This is a genomic window from Gillisia sp. JM1, assembly GCF_000424645.1.
Lineage (GTDB): Bacteria > Bacteroidota > Bacteroidia > Flavobacteriales > Flavobacteriaceae > Gillisia.
Genome location: NZ_KE384218.1, coordinates 1,791,434 through 1,814,404, shown reverse-complemented (window position 1 = coordinate 1,814,404; position 22,971 = coordinate 1,791,434). Strand labels below are relative to the sequence as shown.

Genomic DNA, 22,971 nt, shown 5'->3' with positions numbered 1-22,971 from the left:
TTTTTTTATAAATTATAATCCTGAAGATACTTCTTTGCATCTTCAATAATCTTGGAATGATCAAAAGCTAGTTCTGGTAGTTCATCTAAACTAAACCAATCTGCTTCTTTGGCATCATCCCCCGCTTTTATTTTAACTTCTTTATTTAGTTTGCCAATAAAGGCAATTGAAATTGTTCTGCCCCGTGGATCCCGATTCAAATCGCCGTAGGTTTTCAGTTGATTTAAAACTTCTACTTCTAATCCTGTTTCTTCCAGTAATTCTCGTTTTGCTCCTTCTTTTAAATTTTCGGTTTCTTCAAGAAAACCGCCTGGCAAAGCCCAGCTATTTTTGAAAGGCTCGTTCTTCCGTTTAATTAATAGAATTCTGGCTGAAGATAGTAAATCCTTAAGTATTACTGTATCTACAGTAATTGCTATTTCTTGTCTCATTTAGATTAATTTGTGTTTAGCATAGCTGGTTAAATCAAGAACCTCGGGGCAAGCCCGCCCGAACGGTACGGGCGGGCCCATGAGGTATGAATTACAAAATACTTTTAAAAATTCGAGGCAAGCCCGCCTGAATGTTTCGGGCAGGCCCGCCTGAATGTTTCGGGCAGGCCTCGGGGAATTAAACCCTCAATGAGGGATTAAATAAAGAAGTCGATTGAAATGGTTCTACTGGTTGTATTGTTGATTCATCGTTACTTCCCTTATATAATTGATTTGATACTGGATGAGCACGAAATTCATCACTTATAAATCCCTTTTTTACCAAATCAGAAATCACACTTTTAGACTGATCCTTCAAGATCCATTCTTCCTGTAAACGAGGATCAAGTACTAAGGGCATTCGTTTCTGTTTATTATGAATTTCAGCAAAGAAGTTATTTGCTTCGGTAGTTACTAAACTCACATAATAATCATCATGTATTTTGGAATATATTCCAGCTATAGTAAGTATTCCCCTATCTAAGACAGATTTCCCATCAGGAATATAACAGAAATAGGCTTGTTGAATTTTAGAAGAATAATAATGAGGCTCAAAAAAACCATCAAACAAGATCCAACATCGTTCATTGATCACGTGATCTTTAAAAGATTTGGTTTCATATAGATCTTCTCCCCTTGCATTATTGGTATATTGTTTTCCGCTTAAAAACCCTTGAGAGTCGTCTTTTTTCCAATTTGGAACCAATCCCCAAACACCTTCCTTAATCACATCGGGTTCATCTTGGGCAACAATATATAGCTTGGGATTAGCGAAAGCATTTATATTATAGGAAGGAGTATATTGGACCTTCTTTTTGAAATTTCTAGAAATCCTATCCTCTATTCTCCTCTCCTCAGCCGCTATACTTCCCTTATAACACATACGAATTCCGGTATGAATTTTTAAAATTAAATATTCTAAGGACTCTTTGTCCTGATTACTTAATATAAACTGTTTTCTTATTTACAAATTCTCTTATTCCATGAATGGATAATTCTCTCCCGTACCCAGATATTTTGGTTCCTCCAAAAGGCAATCTGGGGTCGCTTTTTACCAGCTCATTTATAAACACTGCTCCATCATCAAATTGAGGACATATCTTTTCAGCGAATTCCAAGTCTTCAGTAAATACCGATACTCCCAATCCAAAATCTGATGAATTTACCAGTTCTACAGCCTCTTTTTCATCTTTAAATGTAGTTACAGAAATTACAGGTCCAAAAGTCTCTTCTTTGAACACCGTCATTTCTTTATTAACACCCGTTAAAATTGTTGGCTCGTAATAAGTACCATTTCTAACACCTCCTAAATGAATCTTTGCTCCTTGTTTTACAGATTCTGACACTTGTTTCTCAAGATCTTCTGCAAGATCTTCGCGTGCTAAGACTCCAATATAAGTCTTCTCATCCATAGGATCTCCACTTTTCAACTCTCTTACCTGCTTGGAGAAAAGCTCCAAAAACTCTTCTGCAATAGAATCTTGTAATAAAAGTCTTTTTCCCGCAATACAACTTTGTCCTGTATTCTGGTATCTGGCTTGCACACAAGTAGCTACCGTTTTTTTTATATTGGCATCTTTAAAAACTACTAATGCATTGCTACCCCCTAACTCTAAAACAGATTTTTTTATCTCTTCTCCTGCCACCGAAGCCACAGAACTACCTGCGGGTTTACTTCCTGTTAATGTAACCGCTTTAACTCTTTTATCTCTGATTACATCTTCTACTTTTTTACTCCCAATTGGTAAATTTTGAAAGCATCCCTTTGGAAAGCCAGCTCGTTCAAATATCTTTTGAATATTTTCTCCAGATTGCATCACATTACTGGCGTGTTTTAATACTCCGATATTACCTGCCATTAATGCAGGAGCTGCAAACCTAAATACTTGCCAAAAAGGATAATTCCAAGGCATTACAGCCAAAACAATTCCTATGGGTTCAAAAGAAGTATAGCTCTTCCTGGCATCCGTTTTAATAGTTTCTTTGGATAAATGCTTTTCTGCATTTTCAGCATAATATTCACACACCCAAGCACATTTTTCAACTTCTGCAATTGCCTGAGTAATTGGCTTTCCCATTTCTAAAGTAATGGTTTCGGCGTATTCCTGCTTATTCTTTTTTAGTTCTGCTGCTGCAGCCATCATTAATTTAGAGCGCTCACTGAATGAAGTTTGTTTCCAGCTTTGGAATCTCTTATCAGCAACATCTAATGCTTCATCTATATCTCTCTTGGTAAATTCTTTGATACTGGCTACTTCCTCACCATTATAGGGGTTTCTGGATACAATCATAACTTTTTTTTCAATTTGATTAAAGATAAAAAATAACCAAGCAAAGGAATAAGCGATTAAGAGACTTTTAACTGTGCATTTGTTTATAAATCGGTTCAAAAGTTGATTAAGCAATTAAAGAAATAGCATTTATTTTAATTAAATTTAATAAACTTAAAAACTATGAATCATCGAGATAATGAATTGCCTCGTCTTAGACCAGAAATTCCATCGGCAAGAGTTTCAGAAAAAATGAGTCTGGAGGAACAATTCCAAAACAAAACGCTCCGCCCAGTTATTAAACTTCAAAACGAACTTTTTGTAGAAGTATTCAGGAACTACATTAAGAAACACAAAAACAGTTTTCACGCATATTCTGTGGAAAAGAAATTGAGTTTTATTGAAAATGCTATTCAGAGGGATATCAAATTCAGAAATAACTTAAAAGGTATTGTTATTGGCCAATTTACTGTTGAAGAATATTTACTTTATATAGAAAATTCTTCTGCTTTAAATAAGCGGATGATGAATATTGTTAAAGAACGAATGTTTAGCAATATCCAACTACTAGAACAAGAAATGGCGTACTAACAGTCCTAAAAGGATAGTTATTGTAAAGCTTATTAAAGTTCCTATAAGCACATATTCTGTTTGCTTTCGAGCTCCGGTTTCAGATTTATCGCTAAATCTCAAGATGGACTTGGCAGCGATCAAAAATCCTATTGCAGAGAAATTATTTGTAAGAATAAAGGTGAGTACCAAGGATCCGTTCAAAAATACCGATATAGCGTCCGGCGTCATCTAGACTGTTCTTATTCTGGGTCTCTTTAATTTCATTTTGCCATTTCTTGGTTGCTTTTCCTATTAAAAAACCTGCTGGAAAGATCACAAATAAATAAGCTCCAACAACCGCTAGTATAGTTGTAGAATTAAAAAATTCTTTTAGAAATGGGAGAATATTAGAAAATCCATTTATTAGGTATAGCCATACCATCACTATTATTATTAAATGAAAAAGCTGATCTAGAATAAAATACTTGAGGTTATCTTTTTTCTGATTTAGTTTCCACCAGTCTATTAAAAAATGGGTGCTGCTAATAATTAATCCAATATACCACCATTCCAATTTCTGAAGAAAAAGCACCGTTAAAACTCCTGCTAGCAAGGCATGAATAATTAAAAAATAAGATTTTACCTTATACTTTCTTTTATGCTTTATCCAGCTATTTGGTTGTAGTACGAAATCTGTTAAGAGATGGGCCAGTAGTAATTGTATTAAAATGAGCATATTATCTTCTGTTTACTAACTTATTTGTAATCACGGCTCTATACCTATTTAATAAAACTGAAATCGCATCCCAACCAGCGGCCTTTTTACGTTGATTTACGGCAGACTGGCTAATATCTATGGCTGCAGCAACTTCACGTTCTTTAAGATCTTTCAAAAGGTAGTAAACCACTTCGGCAGATGCTGTACTCCATTTATCAGTAATGGTATCTAATAGAAATAAAGAGGTGTTAAACTCGTCATTTATCTCTTCAGAATCTGTCTTTAATTTAGTTTTTCTGTTTTCAGTTTTCATTTCATCTAAACTGCGTCCCGAAAATTGAAAAGCGGGACCATTAGATTCAGAAATTGCTTCTCGTTCTAAGTCTTGCTCTCCAATTCCAATGGCTATCTTAAAATCGGCTATTTTAGAATATGCTTTATTCTTAAGCGTTTCCTTGAAATGAATTCTGTTTATGGCTGTTTTAATTTGTAGTGCTATTTTGAGGGCATCTTCAGGATTTTTAATAATTCCTTGAAAACTATCTCCCCTATATATCTGAAGACGTACTTCCTCTTGCTTATATTCCTGTGTAATGGCTTCGAACTCTTGCTTAAGAGTATCTAGTACTTCTTGTAGCACTTTCTCTTCATAAAGAGAAGAATCTATCAAATCTGCTGTTAAAACTGCTATCATAACTTCAAATATATAAATTTTATTAGTCTGAAACCTTATAAATGTAAAATATTAGTCTGCAGACTTATAAAGTACTAATATAAGCTTATAGACTTATAATTATAAAACAAAGGAAGTTCAGCTAATTATTAAATTTTTGCAAATAATTATATCAGTTAAAACCTGATACTTACTTTTAATTAAAACTATAAAAATGATACCAAATAAAACCCAATTATTCAATAATTGCTTGGATGCTGTCAACAAGAAAATACAACGTTACAAAGCAGAAATGGATACTATAAAAGAATCTATGGAAGCGAATGATGTACATACAGATTATGATGAAGAAGGAAGTAAAGGAGAATTATTAGGTGACTTTGAAAAGTACGCCAAATACCTAGATACTGCTCAAACAATGAAACTCACTCTCACTAAAATAGATAGGGAACACTACAGTGAATCAATAAAATTTGGGAGCATTATCGAAACTGAAGAAAGATATTATTTTATTGCCTGTGCCTTAGGAGAAATCAAAATGGATGATGGCAGTAGTGTCTATGTGATTTCTACTGAAGCTCCGATTTATGAAAAAATAAAAGGTAAAAAAGCAGGTGACACCTTTATGTTAAATGAAAAGGAAATAGAAATTATTGAAGTACGCTAGCTAGCTATTCCGGATATTCTATTCTTAAATGAAAAATATTCTTGAGTTTTTGTTTTAATATCTTTTTAATTAGCTGGATCTCTTTGAAGGTGATATTTGCATTTAAGAACTGAGCTTCATCCATTTGCTTATTGATGATCCTTTCTACAAAATCATCTATTTTAGCAGCAGTTGGCTCCTTTAAGCTTTTACTAGCTGCTTCTACACTATCACACATCATTAAAATTGCCGTCTCTTTACTAAAAGGAATTGGACCAGGATATCTGAAATCTAATGTAGAAACCTTATCGTTCATTTCCTTTTCTTTCATATAAAAGAAATACACCAAAGAAGTTCCATGATGGGTTCTAATAAAATCTATCACCCTATCTGGGAGATTATTTTTTCTGGCTATTTCAATTCCATGTATCACATGATCTATAATTACTTCAGCACTTTCTGCTGGAGATAGTTCGTCATGAGAATTCACAGAACTGGTTTGGTTTTCAGAAAAATAAGTAGGATTCTCCATCTTACCAATATCATGATACAAGGCTCCTACCCTAGCCAACATAGCGTTTGCTCCAATTTCATTTGCAGCAGCTTCAGCCAAATTTGCAACATTTAGAGAATGATGAAAAGTCCCAGGTGCCTTCTCTGCTAATTCCTTCAGAAGTTTAGAATTGGTATCAGATAATTCTAAAAGCGACATATCTGAAACCAATCCAAAGAGTTTTTCATAAATATAAATAAGCGGCTGCACGAACAAAGTTGCCAATCCGCCTAAAATAAAAGTAAGGAACATTTCAGAATTGAGGTCCTGTATATTTCCCTCCTGAATAATGGTAAAAGCAAAATAAACAAGGATATAAATAAAGGTGATTTGCCCTACTGAAATAAACAAATTAGCTCTTTTATACAATTCTGAAACCGTGAGGATAGTTACTATCCCAGCGATGATCTGAAGGAACATATATTCGTAGCTATTGGGAACTACAAAACCTAAAATCAGAACAGTAATTACATGGGTGAATAAACCCAATCTGGAGTCAAAAAAAGCTTTTAAGGTTAATGGCAGGATGCAAAGCGGAACAATATAAACGTATTTCGCTTCAAAATTTACAACTAAAGTGGTTAGAAACACCATCAAAAAAATATTGAAGAAAATAAATGAAACCTTCACATTGTTATCAAAAATATCTCTTCTATTTCTCCTTATAAACAATAGTAACATCAGCAAAGCGAGACAAACTAATATACTGTAACCAAATAAGATCCAATTATAACTGGAATCGCTCCATACTTGAGATTCATATTCAGATTTAAGCGATGTTAAAATATCTAAGGTTTCTCCTTCTACTATTTCCCCTTTAGAAATTATTATAGTGCCTCTTTCTATACTTCCTCTGGTATAAGAAATGGAACCTAATTTACTATCCAGTTCCTTCTGAGTAAGTTTGGCATCGTATGTAACATTTGGTTTTATAGTATTATAAAAGAATTCTAATAATTCTGGCTTTAAAGAAGATAAACTACTCTGGTTAATTTGAACATTCAGATACGGGCGGATTTCATCTTGAAGCAATAATTTATCATAGTTAACTTCAAAAGCTTCGTTCCCTCTCTTCAAATAGACCAATTTGTTCAAATCGCCTGGTTTTGCTTCAAGTAAAACTCCATATTCATATATATCGTCTAAGGCCTTTTCAATAAAACCAGACAACAGCCTTCCTTTTCTTTTTAAAATACTATCTGTAAAAGTTTTCTCTAATTGTTCTGGAACCTTAGAAGTTACTTGCTCTACTACATTTTCATTAACCGTGTAATAAGGAATATGGTTAGTGTTTATCTGAAGCTTTTCTTTAACTATTTCAGCATCGCTTTTTAAGATCGCAAAATCAAATGGCGCATATAAATTTTCATATTGCCACGGCTTGCCTTTAGTGATCTCGTATTTAAATTTGCCTCCCTTTGGAAGAAGATAAACAATTAAAAACGCCGTGACTATAAATAGAAAAACCTTGTAGAATAAAGCCTGATTTTTGTAAAAGTTGTTTACGAAATTCTTCATGTATTTTTATACTATTTTTCAAATGTAGTAAAAAAACATGGTGCACCTAGAAGCCTTGGTTTGTTCTTGATAAAATCACTAAATTCGCATCAAGAGAAAATTAAAATTTTAAGTTATGAATAAGGAAGTAGTAATTGTAAGCGCTGCAAGAACACCAATAGGAAGTTTCCTAGGTGGATTATCTACAGTACCAGCCACAAAGTTAGGTTCTATCGCAATTCAGGGAGCTTTAAATAAAATAGGATTAAAGCCAGAAATGGTTGATGAAGTATTAATGGGAAATGTGGTGCAAGCCGGAGTTGGACAAGCTCCAGCTAGGCAAGCTGCCTTAGGTGCCGGAATTCCGGATACCGTACCATGTACTACAATAAATAAAGTGTGTGCTAGCGGAATGAAAGCAGTAATGCAAGGAGCACAAGCTATTATGTTAGGTGATGCCGATATTATTGTGGCAGGTGGAATGGAAAACATGAGTTTGATACCACATTACATGCACTTAAGATCTGGACATAAATTTGGTCCAGCTACCATGATAGATGGAATGCAAAAAGATGGATTGGTAGATGCATACGATCACAATGCAATGGGAACCTGTGCCGATCTTTGTGCTACAGAGCATAATTTTAGTAGAGAAGATCAAGATGCTTTTGCTATTCAATCTTATGAAAGATCTGCCAAGGCCTGGAAAGATGGGAAATATGATAATGAAGTTGTTCCTGTGGAAGTTCCACAAAGAAAAGGAGATCCTATAGTAATAAAAGAAGATGAAGAATTCAAGAATGTAAGAATGGATAAAATCTCTTCTTTACGTCCTGCATTTTCTAAAGACGGAACCGTTACAGCAGCAAATGCGTCAACTATTAATGATGGAGCTGGAGCAGTTGTCTTAATGAGCCGTGAAAAAGCAGATGAATTGGGATTAAAAGTATTAGCGAGCATTAAGAGCTTTGCAGATGCCGCACATGAACCAAAATGGTTTACAACTGCACCTTCAAAAGCACTTCCAAAAGCACTAGCCAAAGCTGGTATTTCTCAAGATGATGTAGACTTTTTTGAATTTAACGAAGCTTTTGCCGTTGTTGGATTGGCAAATATGAAGATCTTAGGTCTTACAGATAAAAACACCAATGTAAATGGTGGAGCTGTTTCTTTGGGTCATCCTCTTGGGTGTTCTGGGGTTAGAATCATTATAACTCTACTGAATGTTTTAGAACAGAATAACGCTAAAACCGGAGCTGCTGCAATTTGCAACGGAGGTGGTGGAGCATCTGCAATTGTAATTCAGAGAGACTAAGTTAAATTAGCAAGCTTTAATTAATGCAATACGGAATATGCAACTTAAGTATTGTGCCGGTTAGAATCCAACCGGCCGATGCTTCCGAAATGGTTACCCAGCTCTTGTATGGGGAATATTTTAAAGTCCTTGAAGAACGCGGTAAATGGAGCCGAATTCGTATTGCTTTCGATTCTTACGAAGGTTGGATAGATAACCGACAATTTATTAAGGTAGAAGAATCAATTTATTTTGATCTTTCTTCTGAGGAAAGAAGGTATTCCGCAGACCTCATCGAATTCCTTACAGATGAATCTGAAGGTCTCACAACCATAGCTTTAGGATCTGTACTTAATAGTAATAAGCCACTTAAAAATACTTTTGATGGTAGTAGTATTACCGGAATAAAAGAAAAAAACAATTTGGTGAAAACTGCGCTTTTGTACCTCAACGCACCTTATATGTGGGCTGGGAAAACTCCTTTTGGAATAGATTGTAGTGGGCTTACCCAAATGGTTTATATGCTTAATGGTTATTCTTTATTAAGAGATGCCTCCCAACAAGCTGCACAAGGAGAAGCCTTAAGTTTTATAGAGGAAAGTGAACCTGGAGATCTTGCCTTTTTCGATAATTCTGAGGGGAAGATCACTCATGTGGGTATTATTATGCATGATAATTATATTATCCATGTAAATGGAAAAGTAAGAATAGATAGAATAGATCACTCTGGTATTTTTAATACTGAATTGAAAAGGCATACGCATCAACTGAGAGTAATTAAAAAGATCATTTAAACATCTTAGGCTATGCATTATAATATGTTATTGATAAGGTGTATTCTAGAATCTCATTTTAATTTCACATTGTTATAAGCTGCTTCAAAAACTATATATGTTTCATTTTAAAATCTAAATGAGATCCTGAAATAAATTCAGGATGAGGTGCGCCATAAAGTGTCATTATTTATTCCCTGCAATATCTGCAAACTTTTAAAGTGTCTAAAAACTTAAGCATAAAAAAAGGCTGTCAATTATGACAGCCTTTTTTTATTAAGAATATAAATTCTTATTTATTTTCTTGAGCAGATAATTTTGCTTTTAATGCATCTGCTTTTTCATTTTCTCCTAATTGATAGTAGATATTCATAGTAGTTCTAATAGCTTCTATATTCTCAGCATCATTTTCCATTACTGTTTCTAAATATGGCAATGCTTTTCTGTAAACATCTTTACGTTTTTCAGCAAGCTCATCATATTTATTAGTATCAGCCTTACTCATTCCTAAGGTATTCATCTCTTCAACAATTTTAGCTTCGTTAGCTAATATTGCAGCAGCAATATTTAAACGAGCTTCAGCCATCTCTGGCTCATATTGTAATGCTTTTTCGTAATAAGAAATTGCACCATCACTATCTCCCATTTCAAAAGCAGTAACTCCTAAATTGTAATATAAAGTAGCATTTGTTGGGTCTTGAGCAACAATTTGTTCCATAAGTTCTTTATACTTATCTTTTTTACCCATTCTGTAATACATATCCGCTTCGGTTTGCATTAAAGAAGTGTCATCAGGATTAGCCTCTTTTGCTGCTTCTAACGCGCTTATAGCCTCTTCTTCTCTACCTTGCTCAATATATATTAAAGCGATATTCTTAGTGATCTCTCCTGCTTTAGAAGGTGCAATTCTATCTTCTGGCTTGATATACTCACCAGTTTTAACCATCAAGTCGCGTTGTGATTTCGGCATAGCCTCTTCTTCGCCAGTAGTCTTATTAATTGCAAAATATTCAGTTTCAATACCTGTATATCCTAAATCATTAAGATCTTCATAGTATTTAATAGCTGTATCATAATTTTTCGCACTTACTGCATTAGATGCTGCAAAATATAGATATAAGGTATCCTTAGGATTCAATTTATATCCTGCATATAGTTTCTCTGCAGCCATATCATATTTCTCAGCATTCTGATCATTGATTGCACTTTGGATTAAACTATTAGTAACACCAGCCAAGCCTTGAGCAGCCGCTTCTGCATTTCCTAACTCCTCAGCTTTTTTGAAAGCCTCTGAAGCAGTCATAAGATCTTGAACAGAAGTTCCCTCTCCTGTGCCTAAATATGCTTGACCTTTAAAAACATAAAAGTCTTCTTGAACATTGTCATTAGCATCACCTAACATGGCTTCTGCTTGAGTTAACAAAGTTTTAGCTTCCGCATAACTTCCTTTTTCAATTGCCTTACCAGCATCGCGAACTTCCTTTTTCTGGGCTATCGCAACTACTGTAAGTAAAGATAAGCCTATTGTTAAAATATTCTTTTTCATTCTATTATAGTTTTTTGTTAGTTATTCATCTTCATTATTGTCAGCAATAGTTGTGCCATCAGAATTTTCGTCACTGATATCAGTATCTGTCAGCTCTTCTAGTAATTCTTCTACTACTTCTTCATCATCCTTCATTACTTTGGCAACTGCCGCAATAGCATCATTACTTTTAAGATTAATAAGTCGAACCCCTTGTGTAGCTCTTCCCATAACTCTTAGATTATCTACACTCATTCTAATAGCAAGTCCAGATCTATTAATGATCATAAGATCATCGCTATCACTTACGTTCTTAATAGCTACTAATTCCCCGGTCTTCTCTGTTACTGAAATTGTTTTCACTCCCTTACCACCACGATTTGTAATTCGATAGTCGTCAAGTTTTGAACGTTTTCCATAACCATTGGCAGAAACTACTAAAATATCAGTATCCATTTCGTTTACAGCGATCATACCAATAACTTCATCATCATCACTAGCTAAAGTAATACCTCTAACCCCTGAGGCATTTCTCCCCATTGGTCTGGTCTTTTCTTCCTCAAATCTAATGGCTTTACCACTTTTAATTGCCAACATAACATGGCTGTTTCCTGTAGTAAGCTTAGCTTCTAAAAGCTCATCGTCTTCGCGAATGGTAATTGCATTAATACCGTTTATTCTAGGTCTAGAGTATTGCTCTAAAGAAGTTTTCTTAACCTGACCTTTCTTGGTAGCCATGATCACAAAGTGACTATTTATATACTCTTCATCTTTGAGATCTTGAGTATTAATAAATGCTTTCACCTTATCGTCTGGTTCAATATTTATTAAATTCTGAATAGCTCTACCCTTAGAGGTTTTACTTCCTTCAGGAATTTCATAAACACGCATCCAATAACATTTCCCTTTCTGAGTAAAGAAGATCATGTATTGATGATTGGTTCCTGTAAACAAATGTTCTAGGAAATCTTCGTTTCTAGTGGTAGACCCTTTTTGACCTACTCCTCCTCTATTCTGAGTTTTATATTCTGTAAGTGATGTCCTTTTAATATAACCTGCATGAGATATAGTAATTACCACTTGCTCATCTGGTATCATATCTTCTATACTAAGATCTCCACCTGCATATTCTATAACAGATCTACGCTCATCTCCATATTTGCTCTTGATCTCCAACAACTCATCTGTAATAACCTTCATACGACGATCTTTTCTATCAAGAATATCCTTAAGGTCTTCAATAGTTTTAATGATCTCATCATATTCTGAACGTAATTTATCTTGTTCCAGACCTGTAAGTTGTCTCAATCGCATTTCTACGATTGCTTTTGCCTGAAGTTCAGATAAACTAAAACGCTCAATCAATTTAGATCGAGCTTCTTCTCCATTACTAGATGATCTAATTAAAGCAATCACTTCATCTATATTGTCTGAAGCAATAATTAATCCTTCTAAAATGTGTGCTCTCTCTTCAGCTTTACGCAATTCATACTGAGTACGTCTTACAACAACTTCATGACGGTGCTCCACAAAATGAACGATCATATCCTTCAAATTCAACATTTCAGGTCGACCTTTTACCAAGGCAATATTATTAACACTGAAACTGGTTTGAAGTGAGGTATGCTTAAAAAGTGTATTTAATACAATATTTGGAATCGCATCACGCTTAAGAATGTAAACGATACGCATTCCATTTCTATCTGATTCATCTCGGATAGTAGAAATCCCTTCGATCTTCTTCTCATTAACAAGATCGGCGGTTTTCTTGATCATATCGGCCTTGTTCACCTGATATGGAATCTCTGTTACAATGATCGCTTCCTTACCTTGAACCTCTTCCAAAGTAGATTTTGCACGCATCATCACTCTACCTCTACCCGTTTTAAAGGCTTCACGAACACCATCGTAACCATATATAATACCTCCCGTTGGGAAATCTGGTGCTTTTATATGAGTAATTAACTCATCTATATCTATATCATTGTTCTCAATGTACGCAACCGTACCATCAATAACTTCAGATAGATTATGAGGAGGCATATTGGTTGCCATCCCTACTGCAATACCACTCGCTCCATTTATCAATAAATTGGGAACTCGCGTAGGCAATACGGTAGGCTCTTCTAAAGTATCATCAAAATTCAATCGGTGGTCTACGGTCTCTTTGTCTATGTCTGCCAACATATCCTCAGCGATCTTTCGCATTCTGGCTTCAGTATATCGCATTGCTGCAGGACTATCACCATCTATAGATCCAAAGTTACCTTGACCATCTACAAGCATATATCGTAAACTCCATTCTTGAGCCATACGCACCATAGCATCGTATACAGAAGTATCCCCGTGTGGGTGATACTTACCTAATACTTCCCCTACAATTCTTGCAGATTTCTTGTGAGACCCAGTAGCTCTAATTCCTAATTCATGCATGCCGAACAAAACCCTTCTATGAACAGGTTTTAATCCGTCACGAACATCAGGTAAAGCACGTGACACAATGACCGACATCGAATAATCGATATAAGCCGACTTCATTTCATCTTCAATGTTGATAGGAATTAACTTTTCTCCTTCAGCCATATTAAATATTTTAATTTAGTTTGAAAATATAACGTGCCAATTTACGGTTTTCGCAGTTGTTTTGAGCACTATTGACAAGGCTTTGTGTAAATTTTATTAACAAAAAATTAGCGCAGCTTCGTTAATAAGTTAGCTATCTTATATTTTGATTATTGAAAGTAATTTTGTCAATTAGCTAGCGACATATTACTTAAAAGGTATAATTTTTGAACTACCTGATATATTGTTAATAAATAATTTAGAGAAAGGAAATAAGATGGATGATAATTTTTCTCCCAAAGTAAAGGATGTGATTGCCTATAGCAAAGAAGAAGCTCTTAGGCTAGGCCACGACTTTATTGGTACAGAACATTTAATGCTAGGGCTATTGCGAGATGGAGATGGTAAAGCCATAAACATATTGAATGCCCTAGATATAGACTTAAGTCATTTAAGACGAAAAGTAGAAATATTAAGCCCTGCAAACCCAGAATCTTTAGGGATTTCTAATGAAAAAAAGAATTTACACCTAACTAGACAAGCAGAGCGGGCTTTAAAAACTACATTTTTGGAGGCTAAGCTTTTTCAAAGCACCTCTATTAATACTGCACATTTATTATTGTGCATTCTAAGAAATGAAAATGACCCTACAACCAAACTTTTAAATAAATTAAAGATTGATTACGATGGAGTCAAAGATCAATTCAAATATATGATTACAAGTGATGACGATTATCTAGAAGCTCCAAGAGCAGAATCATTTTCAGATGAAGATGCGAATGCCGATGATGCTACCAAGGACAATCCTTTTAGTAACACTGGAAAAACCAACAAGAAATCTAAAACCCCTGTTCTGGATAACTTTGGAAGAGATCTTACTGCAATGGCAGAGTTAGATAAATTAGACCCTGTTGTTGGTAGAGAGAAAGAGATAGAACGAGTTAGTCAGATCCTTAGTAGACGTAAAAAAAACAACCCTCTTTTAATTGGAGAACCTGGTGTTGGAAAATCTGCAATCGCTGAAGGCTTAGCATTGAGAATTGTGCAACGAAAAGTGTCTAGAATACTTTTTGATAAGCGTGTGGTAACTCTTGACCTTGCAAGTATAGTTGCAGGAACAAAATATAGAGGACAATTCGAAGAGCGCATGAAAGCGGTTATGAACGAACTTGAAAAGAATGATGATATTATTCTTTTTATAGATGAAATTCATACCATTGTAGGCGCAGGTGGAGCAACAGGAAGTTTAGATGCAAGTAACATGTTTAAACCAGCCTTAGCAAGAGGTGAGATACAATGTGTTGGTGCCACTACGCTAGATGAGTATAGACAATATATCGAAAAAGATGGTGCCTTAGAAAGAAGGTTCCAAAAAGTTATTGTGGAACCAACCACGGTAGATGAGACTTTAGAGATCCTAAACAACATTAAAGGCAAATACGAAGAACACCATAATGTTAATTATACTCCAGAAGCAATTAATGCCTGCGTAAAATTAACTAACAGATATATTACAGATAGATTCCTTCCAGACAAAGCTATAGATGCTCTAGATGAAGCTGGTGCTCGTGTTCATATTACTAATATCGAAGTGCCGAAGCAAATTTTAGATCTGGAACAAAAGTTAGAAGCGGTTCGAGAAGAGAAAAATGCTGTTGTTAAGAAACAGAAGTACGAAGAAGCTGCAAAACTAAGGGACGACGAAAAAAATCTCGAAAAGCAGCTTAGTATTGCTCAAGAAAAATGGGAAGAAGAATCTAAAAAGCATAAAGAAATTGTGACAGAAGATCATGTTGCAGATGTGGTCTCTATGATGACTGGTGTCCCAGTAAACAGAATAGCACAAACAGAAATAACTAAACTTGCAGAACTGCCAAATCGTATAAAAGGAAAAGTGATAGGTCAGGATGATGCAGTTAACAAAGTTGTAAAGGCTATTCAACGAAATAGGGCTGGTCTAAAAGATCCTAATAAGCCAATTGGCTCCTTTATTTTCTTAGGTCAAACAGGTGTAGGTAAGACACAACTTGCTAAAGTGCTTGCAAGAGAACTTTTTGATAACGACGATACCCTCATAAGAATTGATATGAGTGAGTATATGGAGAAATTTGCTATTTCAAGATTAATTGGTGCACCTCCGGGATACATTGGTTATGAAGAAGGTGGACAGTTAACTGAAAAAGTTAGACGTAAGCCTTATGCTGTTATCCTGTTGGATGAAGTAGAAAAAGCCCATCCAGATGTTTTCAATATGCTTTTACAGGTATTAGATGATGGATACCTTACGGATAGTTTAGGAAGAAAGATCGACTTTAGAAATACCATTATAATAATGACTTCTAATATTGGGTCTCGTAAACTTAAAGATTTTGGGCAAGGAGTTGGTTTTGGAACTGCTTCACAAAAATCTCAAATAGATGATAATGCAAGAAGTGTAATTCAAAATGCATTGAAGAAAGCTTTTGCACCAGAATTTCTAAATAGAATAGATGATGTAGTGATCTTTAATTCTCTAGATAGAGATGATATTCACAAAATTATTGATATCGAATTAGAAAAACTTTATTCCCGAATTGGAATTATAGGTTATACTTTGGTATTAAGCGAGAATGCAAAAGATTACATAGCAGATAAAGGATTCGATAAAGAATATGGAGCAAGACCTTTAAATAGAGCTATTCAAAAATATATTGAAGATGCTTTAGCTGAAGAAATAATAACTTCTCATCTTCAAGAAGGTGATACCATATATATGGATCTTGATAAAGAAAGTGATAAGCTTACAATTAAAATTGAAAAAGCAACTGAAGAAAACGAGGTTAAATAATTATATTTTTTAAAAGAAGACAGCCATAAAGTAATATTTATTGGCTGTTTTTTTTTGCTTCAATTAATTTAAAAATCTGAACAAATTTAAAGATAAAAATTATATATAACTGAATTTCAGTCAATTAAATAAAATTGCTGTGTAAACAAAAAACATTTGATTTTCCTCCTTAAATTATTAAATTTGAATTCATAATAGCCCCTAATAATTTATGATAAATTCTGCTCTAGAGCTTCAATTCGGATCGGTAACTTTTTTTGATAATATTCAAATAGCCGAACTGAATGAAGGTATCCTTTTCGACATTACCCATAATCAAGAAATATTAGAATTAGCTCGGGAACGATTTAACAATAACCCCTACGGATATATTTCGAATAGAGTGAACTCTTATTCTGTAAACCCTATGATACATTTAGAATCGGCTAATGTTTCCAATCTTATTGCAATAGCAGTAGTGTCTACAAATCCAGTAGTAAAGCAAAATTGTATAATAGAAAAACATTTTTTTAGAAACAGCAGTTCTTTTGAAGTTTTTGAAACGCTGGACGAAGCCGTTAACTGGATGAAGCACCAACTTATTTAATCGAACAAGACCTCTTGTTCAATTTTAAAATTATCTACAACGTTTTTGGCTGCTTTAATATGTGTAGACATAATTTGATCTTCCAATAAAATTGGCACTACTTTTCTAAAATCCGTAACTACTTCCTGAAGAAACGGTGATGTTTTTTGTGGCTCTCTATAATGCAATGCTTGAGAAGCATTAAACAGTTCTATAGCCAGAATAGTAGAAATATTATCTACCACTTTTAAAAGTTTAGTGGCGCCATTGGAGCCCATACTCACATGATCCTCCTGTCCATTAGAGGAAACTATAGAATCTATACTAGCAGGAGTTGCATATTGTTTATTCTGACTCACAATACTGGCCGCAGTATATTGCGGAATCATGAATCCGCTATTTAAACCTGGATTTTCAACCAGGAATGTTGGGAGATCTCTTAATCCCGAAACTAATTGATAGATCCTTCTTTCAGAAATATTGCCAATCTCTGCCATTGCAATAGCCATATAATCTAGAGCTAGAGCCAAAGGTTGCCCATGAAAATTTCCTCCGGAAATGATCTTATCTTCTTCAATAAAAATATTAGGATTGTCTGTAACCGAGTTGATTTCGGTTTTTATCGTATTTCTTACAAAAGATAAGGTGTCTTTACTTGCTCCGTGCACCTGCGGAATACACCTAAAAGAATAAGGATCTTGTACACTTGCCTTCTCCTCCATTGCTATTTCACTTTCCTTTAAAAACCCTCTAATTCTTTCAGCAGTTTTCACTTGTCCTCGGTGAGGACGTACCATATGTACAAGCTCATTATACGGTGACATATTACAATTAAAGGCATCTATAGAAATAGCACCAATTAAATCTGCCAAGTAACATAACCTATAAGATTCTATCAAAGCATAAACTCCATGAGCACTCATAAATTGAGTTCCATTTAGCAAAGCCAAACCTTCTTTAGATTGCATTTTTATTGGTTCCCAATCAAACTTCTTGAGTACAGTTGCAGCATCCAATTGCTCCCCTTCAAAATAAACCTCTCCCTTTCCCAAAAGCGGCAAAGACAAATGGGCTAAAGGCGCAAGATCACCAGAAGCTCCTAAAGAACCCTGTTCGTAGACCACTGGTAAAATATCTTCATTATAAAAATCGATTAATCTTTGAACTGTTTCCAATGCAATCCCGCTATGTCCATAGCTTAAGGACTGAATCTTCAATAATAACATCAAACGGATTATAGGTTTAGACACTAAAGCACCTGTACCACATGCATGAGACATGACTAAATTTTCCTGCAGTTGTGTTAGGTGCTCATTTGAGATCTTTACATTACAAAGAGATCCAAAACCAGTATTAATTCCATAAACAGGAACATCGCTTTGTTTAATCCTTTCGTCTAGATATTTACGCGATTTCACAATATTTACTCTAGACTCTTCACTCAATTCCAGTTTCATTTTATTTTCAAGAATATCCTGAATAACATGTAGATCAAGAACGGCAGAACTTATATAGTGATATGAAGTCATAAACAATTTAGCATTTTAGGAAGAAAAGAAATCAATAATATCAGGGTTCTTAAGAATTCTTAAAGAATAAGTTAGCTTAAATCTCGCAAGCTTAGAACTGCAGCAAAAGTTAAACAAGTGCTAAAATAACTGAAAATTCTTCAATTACCTTCAGATTACATTTCCTTTTTAAATAAATCTAAAAATGATCTTCCAATACTATCTGCAATATCTCCGGCTATTAAACCTTCATAACTCATTTCTTCTGCCAAAATATCTCCTGTTTTCCCATGTAAATAAACTCCAAAAACAGCAGCTATCAAAGGTTCATATTGTTGAGATATAAGGGAAGTTATTACTCCAGAAAGTACATCTCCGCTTCCAGCAGTAGCCATTCCCGGATTTCCTGTATTATTTATATAAAGATCGTCCTTAAAAACAGTAATAGTATGCGCTCCTTTTATTACCACGATCAGCTTATGTTTTTTACTGAATTTTTTAACCTTTTCTAATTTATCAAAATCGTCTTCCCATTTCCCAATAAGGCGTTCTAATTCTCCGGGGTGTGGTGTTAAAACAGTATTCTCTGGCAATTCTTTTATTAGTTCTTTTTCTTTTGAAAGAATATTAATACCATCGGCATCAATAACCATCGGCTTTTTAGTGTTGATCAATAAATCCTTAAAAGCTGCAGTTGTTTCTTTGGAAGTACCTGCTCCCATCCCGAAACAAATCACATCTGGAGATAGATCGAATTCTATATTACTAAGAGTTTCTTCATTTTCATCTGTAATTACCATAGCTTCAGGCAAAATACTTTGTAGAATTTGGTATCCGCATTTTGGAGAAAAGATAGTTACCATTCCGGCACCAGTCTTTAAGGTAGCTTTTGCAGTAAGAGAAATACTGCCTATTTTCCCATAGCTTCCTCCAATAATAAGCACATGGCCATAATCGCCTTTATGAGCAAAATTTATTCTGGGTTTATATAGTAATTGAGCTTCAGGCTTATTAATTAATTGTTTGTTTACAGCGGTTTTAGCCAAATATTCTCTATCTAATCCTATATCTATTACTTGCATATCACCTATATACTCAGCTGCCTGTGGCAAGAAAAATATAAGCTTTGGAGTTTGAAATGTAATGGTAACATTTGCTTTGATGGCGGGCCGGTTTTCATTTGGCATTTTATCAGCAAACATTCCAGAAGGCATATCTATAGCAACAATAAAGGCTTTAGACCTATTTATGTGCTGCACTAATTTCCCAACCCAATCTTCTAAAGGTCTGTTAAGCCCAATCCCAAAAATGGCATCTATAATGAAATCTTTTTCTGAAATTTCTGGAAAATCATCTTCCCCTTTAATTGCGCTTGGCCAGTTATTGCTAACTTCTTTTATTCTATCGTAATTCAAGAGAAAATCTTGAGATCTTTTATTGCTGTAATTAACCACATAAGCAATCACTTGATACCCGTGTTCTAATAAAAGTCTTCCGATTACTAACCCATCTCCCCCATTATTCCCAATTCCGCAAAAGATCTTAATTGGAATTTGGGCACCATTCAATTTGGAATGAATATCGTTGAAAACCAAAGTTGCGGCTCGTTCCATTAATTCAGTAGAACTTATTTTTTGTTTTTCTATGGTCACTTTATCAGCTTTGGCAAGCTGTTCTATATCAAATATTTTCATTCTTTGGGTTCTTTATCTCGTTCTTACAAATATAAAATTTATACCTCTGCAATAATATATAAGACATAGATTCTTAAGAATTATGTTTATTTGCACCACTATTCAAATTGAAATAAATAAATTTGCGCAAATTCTAAAAGAGATGAAAAAAATAGCCCTTAACGATATACATCATTCCCTAAACGCTAAAATGGTTCCATTTGCAGGTTTCGATATGCCTGTTTCTTATGAAGGCGTTAATATAGAACACGAAACTGTTCGTAAAGATGTGGGGGTTTTTGATGTTTCTCATATGGGGGAATTTTTGATCTCTGGAGAACATGCATTAGAACTTATCCAAAAGATCAGTTCTAATGATGCTTCTAAATTAATAGATGGAAAAGCCCAATATTCTTGCATGCCTAATGAAGATGGAGGAATTGTAGATGATCTTATTATCTATAGAATGAATGCTGAAAAGTATATTCTTGTGGTAAATGCTTCCAATATTGAAAAAGATTGGAACTGGATTGCTCATCATAACACGATGGATGCAACCATGAAAGATCTTTCAGATGAATATTCATTATTAGCTATTCAAGGACCTAAAGCTGCAGAAGCAATGCAATCTTTAACCGATGTAAATTTAAAAGATCTTAAATTTTATACTTTTGAAGTTGCTGAATTTGCAGGAGTGAAAAATGTAATCATATCTGCTACAGGATATACTGGTAGTGGTGGTTTTGAAATTTATTTAAAAAATGAGGATGCAGAAACCATCTGGAATAAAGTATTTAAAGCCGGAGCCGATTTTGGTATCAAACCTATTGGATTGGCAGCAAGAGATACTTTAAGATTGGAAATGGGATATTGCCTTTACGGAAACGATATAGACGATACAACTTCTCCAATTGAAGCAGGACTAGGATGGATCACTAAATTCACTAAAGATTTTATCAATGCTGAAGCATTACAAAAACAGAAAGAAGAAGGTCCAAAAAGAAAATTGATCGCCTTTGAAATGGATGAGAGAGGAATTCCAAGACATGGATATGATATAGTGGATGCTGAAGGAAAAACAATTGGATATGTTACTTCTGGAACCATGTCTCCATCCCTGGATAAAGGAATTGGAATGGGTTACATCCCAACAGAAATGGCTAAGGCTAAAGATAAGATCTATATTCAAATAAGAAAAAAAGCAGTTCCTGCTTCATTAGTGAAACTGCCTTTCTATAAAGGATAAACCCATTGGAAAAAGTACTGATATTAGGAGCAAGCGGCTTTATAGGGAATGCCCTGTATAAGGAGCTCTGCTCCTATTTTGATACTTATGGTACCTATCATACCAATTCAGATTTCTTTGAAGCAAATCATAAGTTTTATGAATTTGATATGGAATCTGAAAACATTGATATTTTACTGGAAAATCTTAGGCCAACGGTAATTGTTTCTGCGCTCCGGGGAGAATTTAATGCTCAGGTAAACACCCATTTTTCAATAATAGATTATATTTTAAGGAACAATAGCAAATTGCTTTTCATCTCTTCAGCAAACGTTTTTGATGCCTTTACCAACTATCCTTCTTACGAGTATGATAAAACATTATCGCAAAGTATTTATGGCAGATTCAAAATTAAAATTGAAAACGCTCTGCTTAGACTTCCAAATAATAAATATAATATATTGAGATTACCAATGGTTTTTGGTGCTCATTCTCCCAGAACTTTGGAAATTAAAAATAAAATTGAATTTGGTGAAGCTATAGAAGTTTTCCCGAATGTGGTGGTTAATGCAACAGATATTACGCGGCTTACTCAGCAAATTCATTATATAATCAATAGAAAAAAAGAAGGGGTATTTCATTTAGGAAGTGAGGATCTCACCCATCAGCATGACCTAGTAAAGGATATTGCTACCGCTTTGGGGTATAAAAACCCACTTTTAAAGCAAGTATATGATTCTAATTACGATCGTTTTCTAGCTGTTTTACCAAAAGACAATCTCTTACCAAAAAATCTACGCATTTCTCTTCAGCACGTCATCAACTCCTCTGTGGTGATCTAAATTTGTTAAGCTTTCCCTAAACTATAAAGCATTTTTCAAGAGTTCTCTGCTATTTAGTAACTTTAAGAAAACCAAAACAAATGAATACTCCACAATTTAAAGATCTTAAAGCGGTATTTATAAACTGTACGCTTAAAAAGTCACCAAAGCAAAGTCACACTAGAGGACTTATAGAAGTTTCAAAAACTATTATGGAAAAGGAAGGCGTGGTGGTAGAAGTAATTCGTGCTGCAGATTATACCCTTCCTAATGGAATCCAGCCAGACATGACCAAAGAAGGAGAAGAAAAAGATGATTGGCCAGAACTATTCAAGAAAATTATAGCGGCAGATATTTTAGTGCTTTGCACTCCAATCTGGTTAGGCGCTAAATCTTCTATATGCACCAAAATAGTAGAACGTTTATATGCAATGAGTGCTCAACAAAATAAAAAAGGGCAATATATTTATTATGGAAAAGTAGGTGGCTGTTTAATCACTGGAAACGAAGATGGAATAAAACATTGTGCTATGAATATGTTATACTCCCTACAGCATTTAGGCTATTCCATTCCACCTCAAGCAGATGCCGGATGGATTGGAGAAGTTGGTCCTGGACCAAGTTATCTAGATGAAGAATCTAATGCCAAAGAAAGTGATTTCACCAATAGGAATACTACCTTTATGACTTATAATCTAATGCATTTAGCAAGTCTGCTAAAGCAATTTGGAGGATTTCCTGCTTATGGTAATTTACCTGAGGAATGGAAAAACGGTAAAAGATGGTCTTTTGAGAATCCTGAATATCGTTAAAAATCAA

The 22,971-nt window shown here is 34.5% G+C and carries 19 protein-coding genes; 9 read left to right on the top strand and 10 right to left on the bottom strand.

Annotated features, from left to right (window positions below; all coding sequences use genetic code 11):
- Window positions 1-5 precede the first annotated feature (5 nt).
- The 3 genes from H033_RS0111380 to H033_RS0111370 all read right to left on the bottom strand — a co-directional run bounded on the left by H033_RS0111380 (window position 6) and on the right by H033_RS0111370 (window position 2,761).
- Window positions 6-431, bottom strand: a complete 426-nt coding sequence (locus tag H033_RS0111380; protein WP_026838440.1) for an NUDIX domain-containing protein — start codon at window positions 429-431, stop codon at window positions 6-8.
- 178 nt (window positions 432-609) lie between these two features.
- Window positions 610-1,353 (bottom strand): SOS response-associated peptidase, encoded by a 744-nt coding sequence (locus H033_RS0111375; RefSeq protein ID WP_026838439.1) that lies wholly within the window; start codon window positions 1,351-1,353, stop codon window positions 610-612.
- A gap of 55 nt (window positions 1,354-1,408) precedes the next feature.
- Window positions 1,409-2,761: an NAD-dependent succinate-semialdehyde dehydrogenase gene (locus H033_RS0111370; protein WP_026838438.1), complete on the bottom strand. Its 1,353-nt coding sequence runs from the start codon at window positions 2,759-2,761 to the stop codon at window positions 1,409-1,411.
- Window positions 2,762-2,923: 162 nt separating this feature from the next.
- On the opposite strand from H033_RS0111370, the gene H033_RS0111365 reads away from it, so the two are divergent.
- The gene (locus H033_RS0111365; RefSeq protein ID WP_026838437.1) at window positions 2,924-3,331 is read left to right on the top strand and encodes a hypothetical protein; all 408 of its coding nucleotides are present in this window, start codon (window positions 2,924-2,926) and stop codon (window positions 3,329-3,331) included.
- A gap of 142 nt (window positions 3,332-3,473) precedes the next feature.
- On the opposite strand, the gene H033_RS20065 is transcribed toward H033_RS0111365, so the two are convergent.
- Window positions 3,474-4,028: a DUF3307 domain-containing protein gene (locus H033_RS20065; RefSeq protein WP_231367602.1), complete on the bottom strand. Its 555-nt coding sequence runs from the start codon at window positions 4,026-4,028 to the stop codon at window positions 3,474-3,476.
- Between the two features lies 1 nt (window position 4,029).
- A complete protein-coding gene (locus H033_RS0111355) occupies window positions 4,030-4,704 on the bottom strand; it encodes a SatD family protein (protein ID WP_026838436.1) in 675 nt (224 codons plus the stop codon).
- Window positions 4,705-4,897: 193 nt separating this feature from the next.
- Here H033_RS0111355 and H033_RS0111350 point away from each other — a divergent pair, with 193 nt between their 5' ends.
- Window positions 4,898-5,350, top strand: a complete 453-nt coding sequence (locus H033_RS0111350; RefSeq protein WP_026838435.1) for a hypothetical protein — start codon at window positions 4,898-4,900, stop codon at window positions 5,348-5,350.
- 4 nt (window positions 5,351-5,354) lie between these two features.
- Here H033_RS0111350 and H033_RS0111345 read toward each other — a convergent pair whose 3' ends face one another.
- The gene (locus H033_RS0111345; RefSeq protein ID WP_026838434.1) at window positions 5,355-7,400 is read right to left on the bottom strand and encodes an HD family phosphohydrolase; all 2,046 of its coding nucleotides are present in this window, start codon (window positions 7,398-7,400) and stop codon (window positions 5,355-5,357) included.
- 115 nt (window positions 7,401-7,515) lie between these two features.
- On the opposite strand from H033_RS0111345, the gene H033_RS0111340 reads away from it, so the two are divergent.
- Complete coding sequence (locus H033_RS0111340) at window positions 7,516-8,694, top strand: acetyl-CoA C-acyltransferase (RefSeq protein WP_026838433.1); 1,179 nt, start codon at window positions 7,516-7,518, stop codon at window positions 8,692-8,694.
- 23 nt (window positions 8,695-8,717) lie between these two features.
- Entirely contained in the window at window positions 8,718-9,467 is a 750-nt protein-coding gene (locus tag H033_RS0111335; RefSeq protein WP_026838432.1) for a C40 family peptidase, read from the top strand.
- Window positions 9,468-9,738: 271 nt separating this feature from the next.
- On the opposite strand, the gene H033_RS0111330 is transcribed toward H033_RS0111335, so the two are convergent.
- Together H033_RS0111330 and gyrA are read right to left on the bottom strand one after the other, a co-directional pair.
- Entirely contained in the window at window positions 9,739-10,992 is a 1,254-nt protein-coding gene (locus H033_RS0111330) for a tetratricopeptide repeat protein (RefSeq protein ID WP_026838431.1), read from the bottom strand.
- 21 nt (window positions 10,993-11,013) lie between these two features.
- Window positions 11,014-13,554, bottom strand: a complete 2,541-nt coding sequence (gyrA, locus tag H033_RS0111325) for a DNA gyrase subunit A (RefSeq protein ID WP_026838430.1) — start codon at window positions 13,552-13,554, stop codon at window positions 11,014-11,016.
- 256 nt (window positions 13,555-13,810) lie between these two features.
- On the opposite strand from gyrA, the gene H033_RS0111320 reads away from it, so the two are divergent.
- A complete protein-coding gene (locus H033_RS0111320) occupies window positions 13,811-16,360 on the top strand; it encodes an ATP-dependent Clp protease ATP-binding subunit (RefSeq protein ID WP_026838429.1) in 2,550 nt (849 codons plus the stop codon).
- A gap of 211 nt (window positions 16,361-16,571) precedes the next feature.
- Window positions 16,572-16,946 carry a hypothetical protein gene (locus H033_RS0111315; protein WP_026838428.1) on the top strand — a complete coding sequence of 125 codons (375 nt, stop codon included), beginning with the start codon at window positions 16,572-16,574 and terminating at the stop codon, window positions 16,944-16,946.
- On the opposite strand, the gene hutH is transcribed toward H033_RS0111315, so the two are convergent.
- Together hutH and H033_RS0111305 are read right to left on the bottom strand one after the other, a co-directional pair.
- Entirely contained in the window at window positions 16,943-18,454 is a 1,512-nt protein-coding gene (hutH, locus tag H033_RS0111310) for a histidine ammonia-lyase (RefSeq protein ID WP_026838427.1), read from the bottom strand. The genes H033_RS0111315 and hutH overlap by 4 nt on opposite strands.
- A 155-nt stretch (window positions 18,455-18,609) precedes the next feature.
- Window positions 18,610-20,127: an NAD(P)H-hydrate dehydratase gene (locus tag H033_RS0111305; RefSeq protein ID WP_026838426.1), complete on the bottom strand. Its 1,518-nt coding sequence runs from the start codon at window positions 20,125-20,127 to the stop codon at window positions 18,610-18,612.
- A gap of 142 nt (window positions 20,128-20,269) precedes the next feature.
- Here H033_RS0111305 and gcvT point away from each other — a divergent pair, with 142 nt between their 5' ends.
- The 3 genes from gcvT (at window position 20,270) to H033_RS0111290 (ending at window position 22,964) form a co-directional block, all read left to right on the top strand.
- Window positions 20,270-21,352 carry a glycine cleavage system aminomethyltransferase GcvT gene (gene gcvT, locus H033_RS0111300; RefSeq protein ID WP_026838425.1) on the top strand — a complete coding sequence of 361 codons (1,083 nt, stop codon included), beginning with the start codon at window positions 20,270-20,272 and terminating at the stop codon, window positions 21,350-21,352.
- 5 nt (window positions 21,353-21,357) lie between these two features.
- Window positions 21,358-22,173: a sugar nucleotide-binding protein gene (locus tag H033_RS0111295; protein WP_026838424.1), complete on the top strand. Its 816-nt coding sequence runs from the start codon at window positions 21,358-21,360 to the stop codon at window positions 22,171-22,173.
- An 80-nt stretch (window positions 22,174-22,253) separates the two neighbouring features.
- Entirely contained in the window at window positions 22,254-22,964 is a 711-nt protein-coding gene (locus tag H033_RS0111290; protein WP_026838423.1) for a flavodoxin family protein, read from the top strand.
- Window positions 22,965-22,971 lie beyond the last annotated feature (7 nt).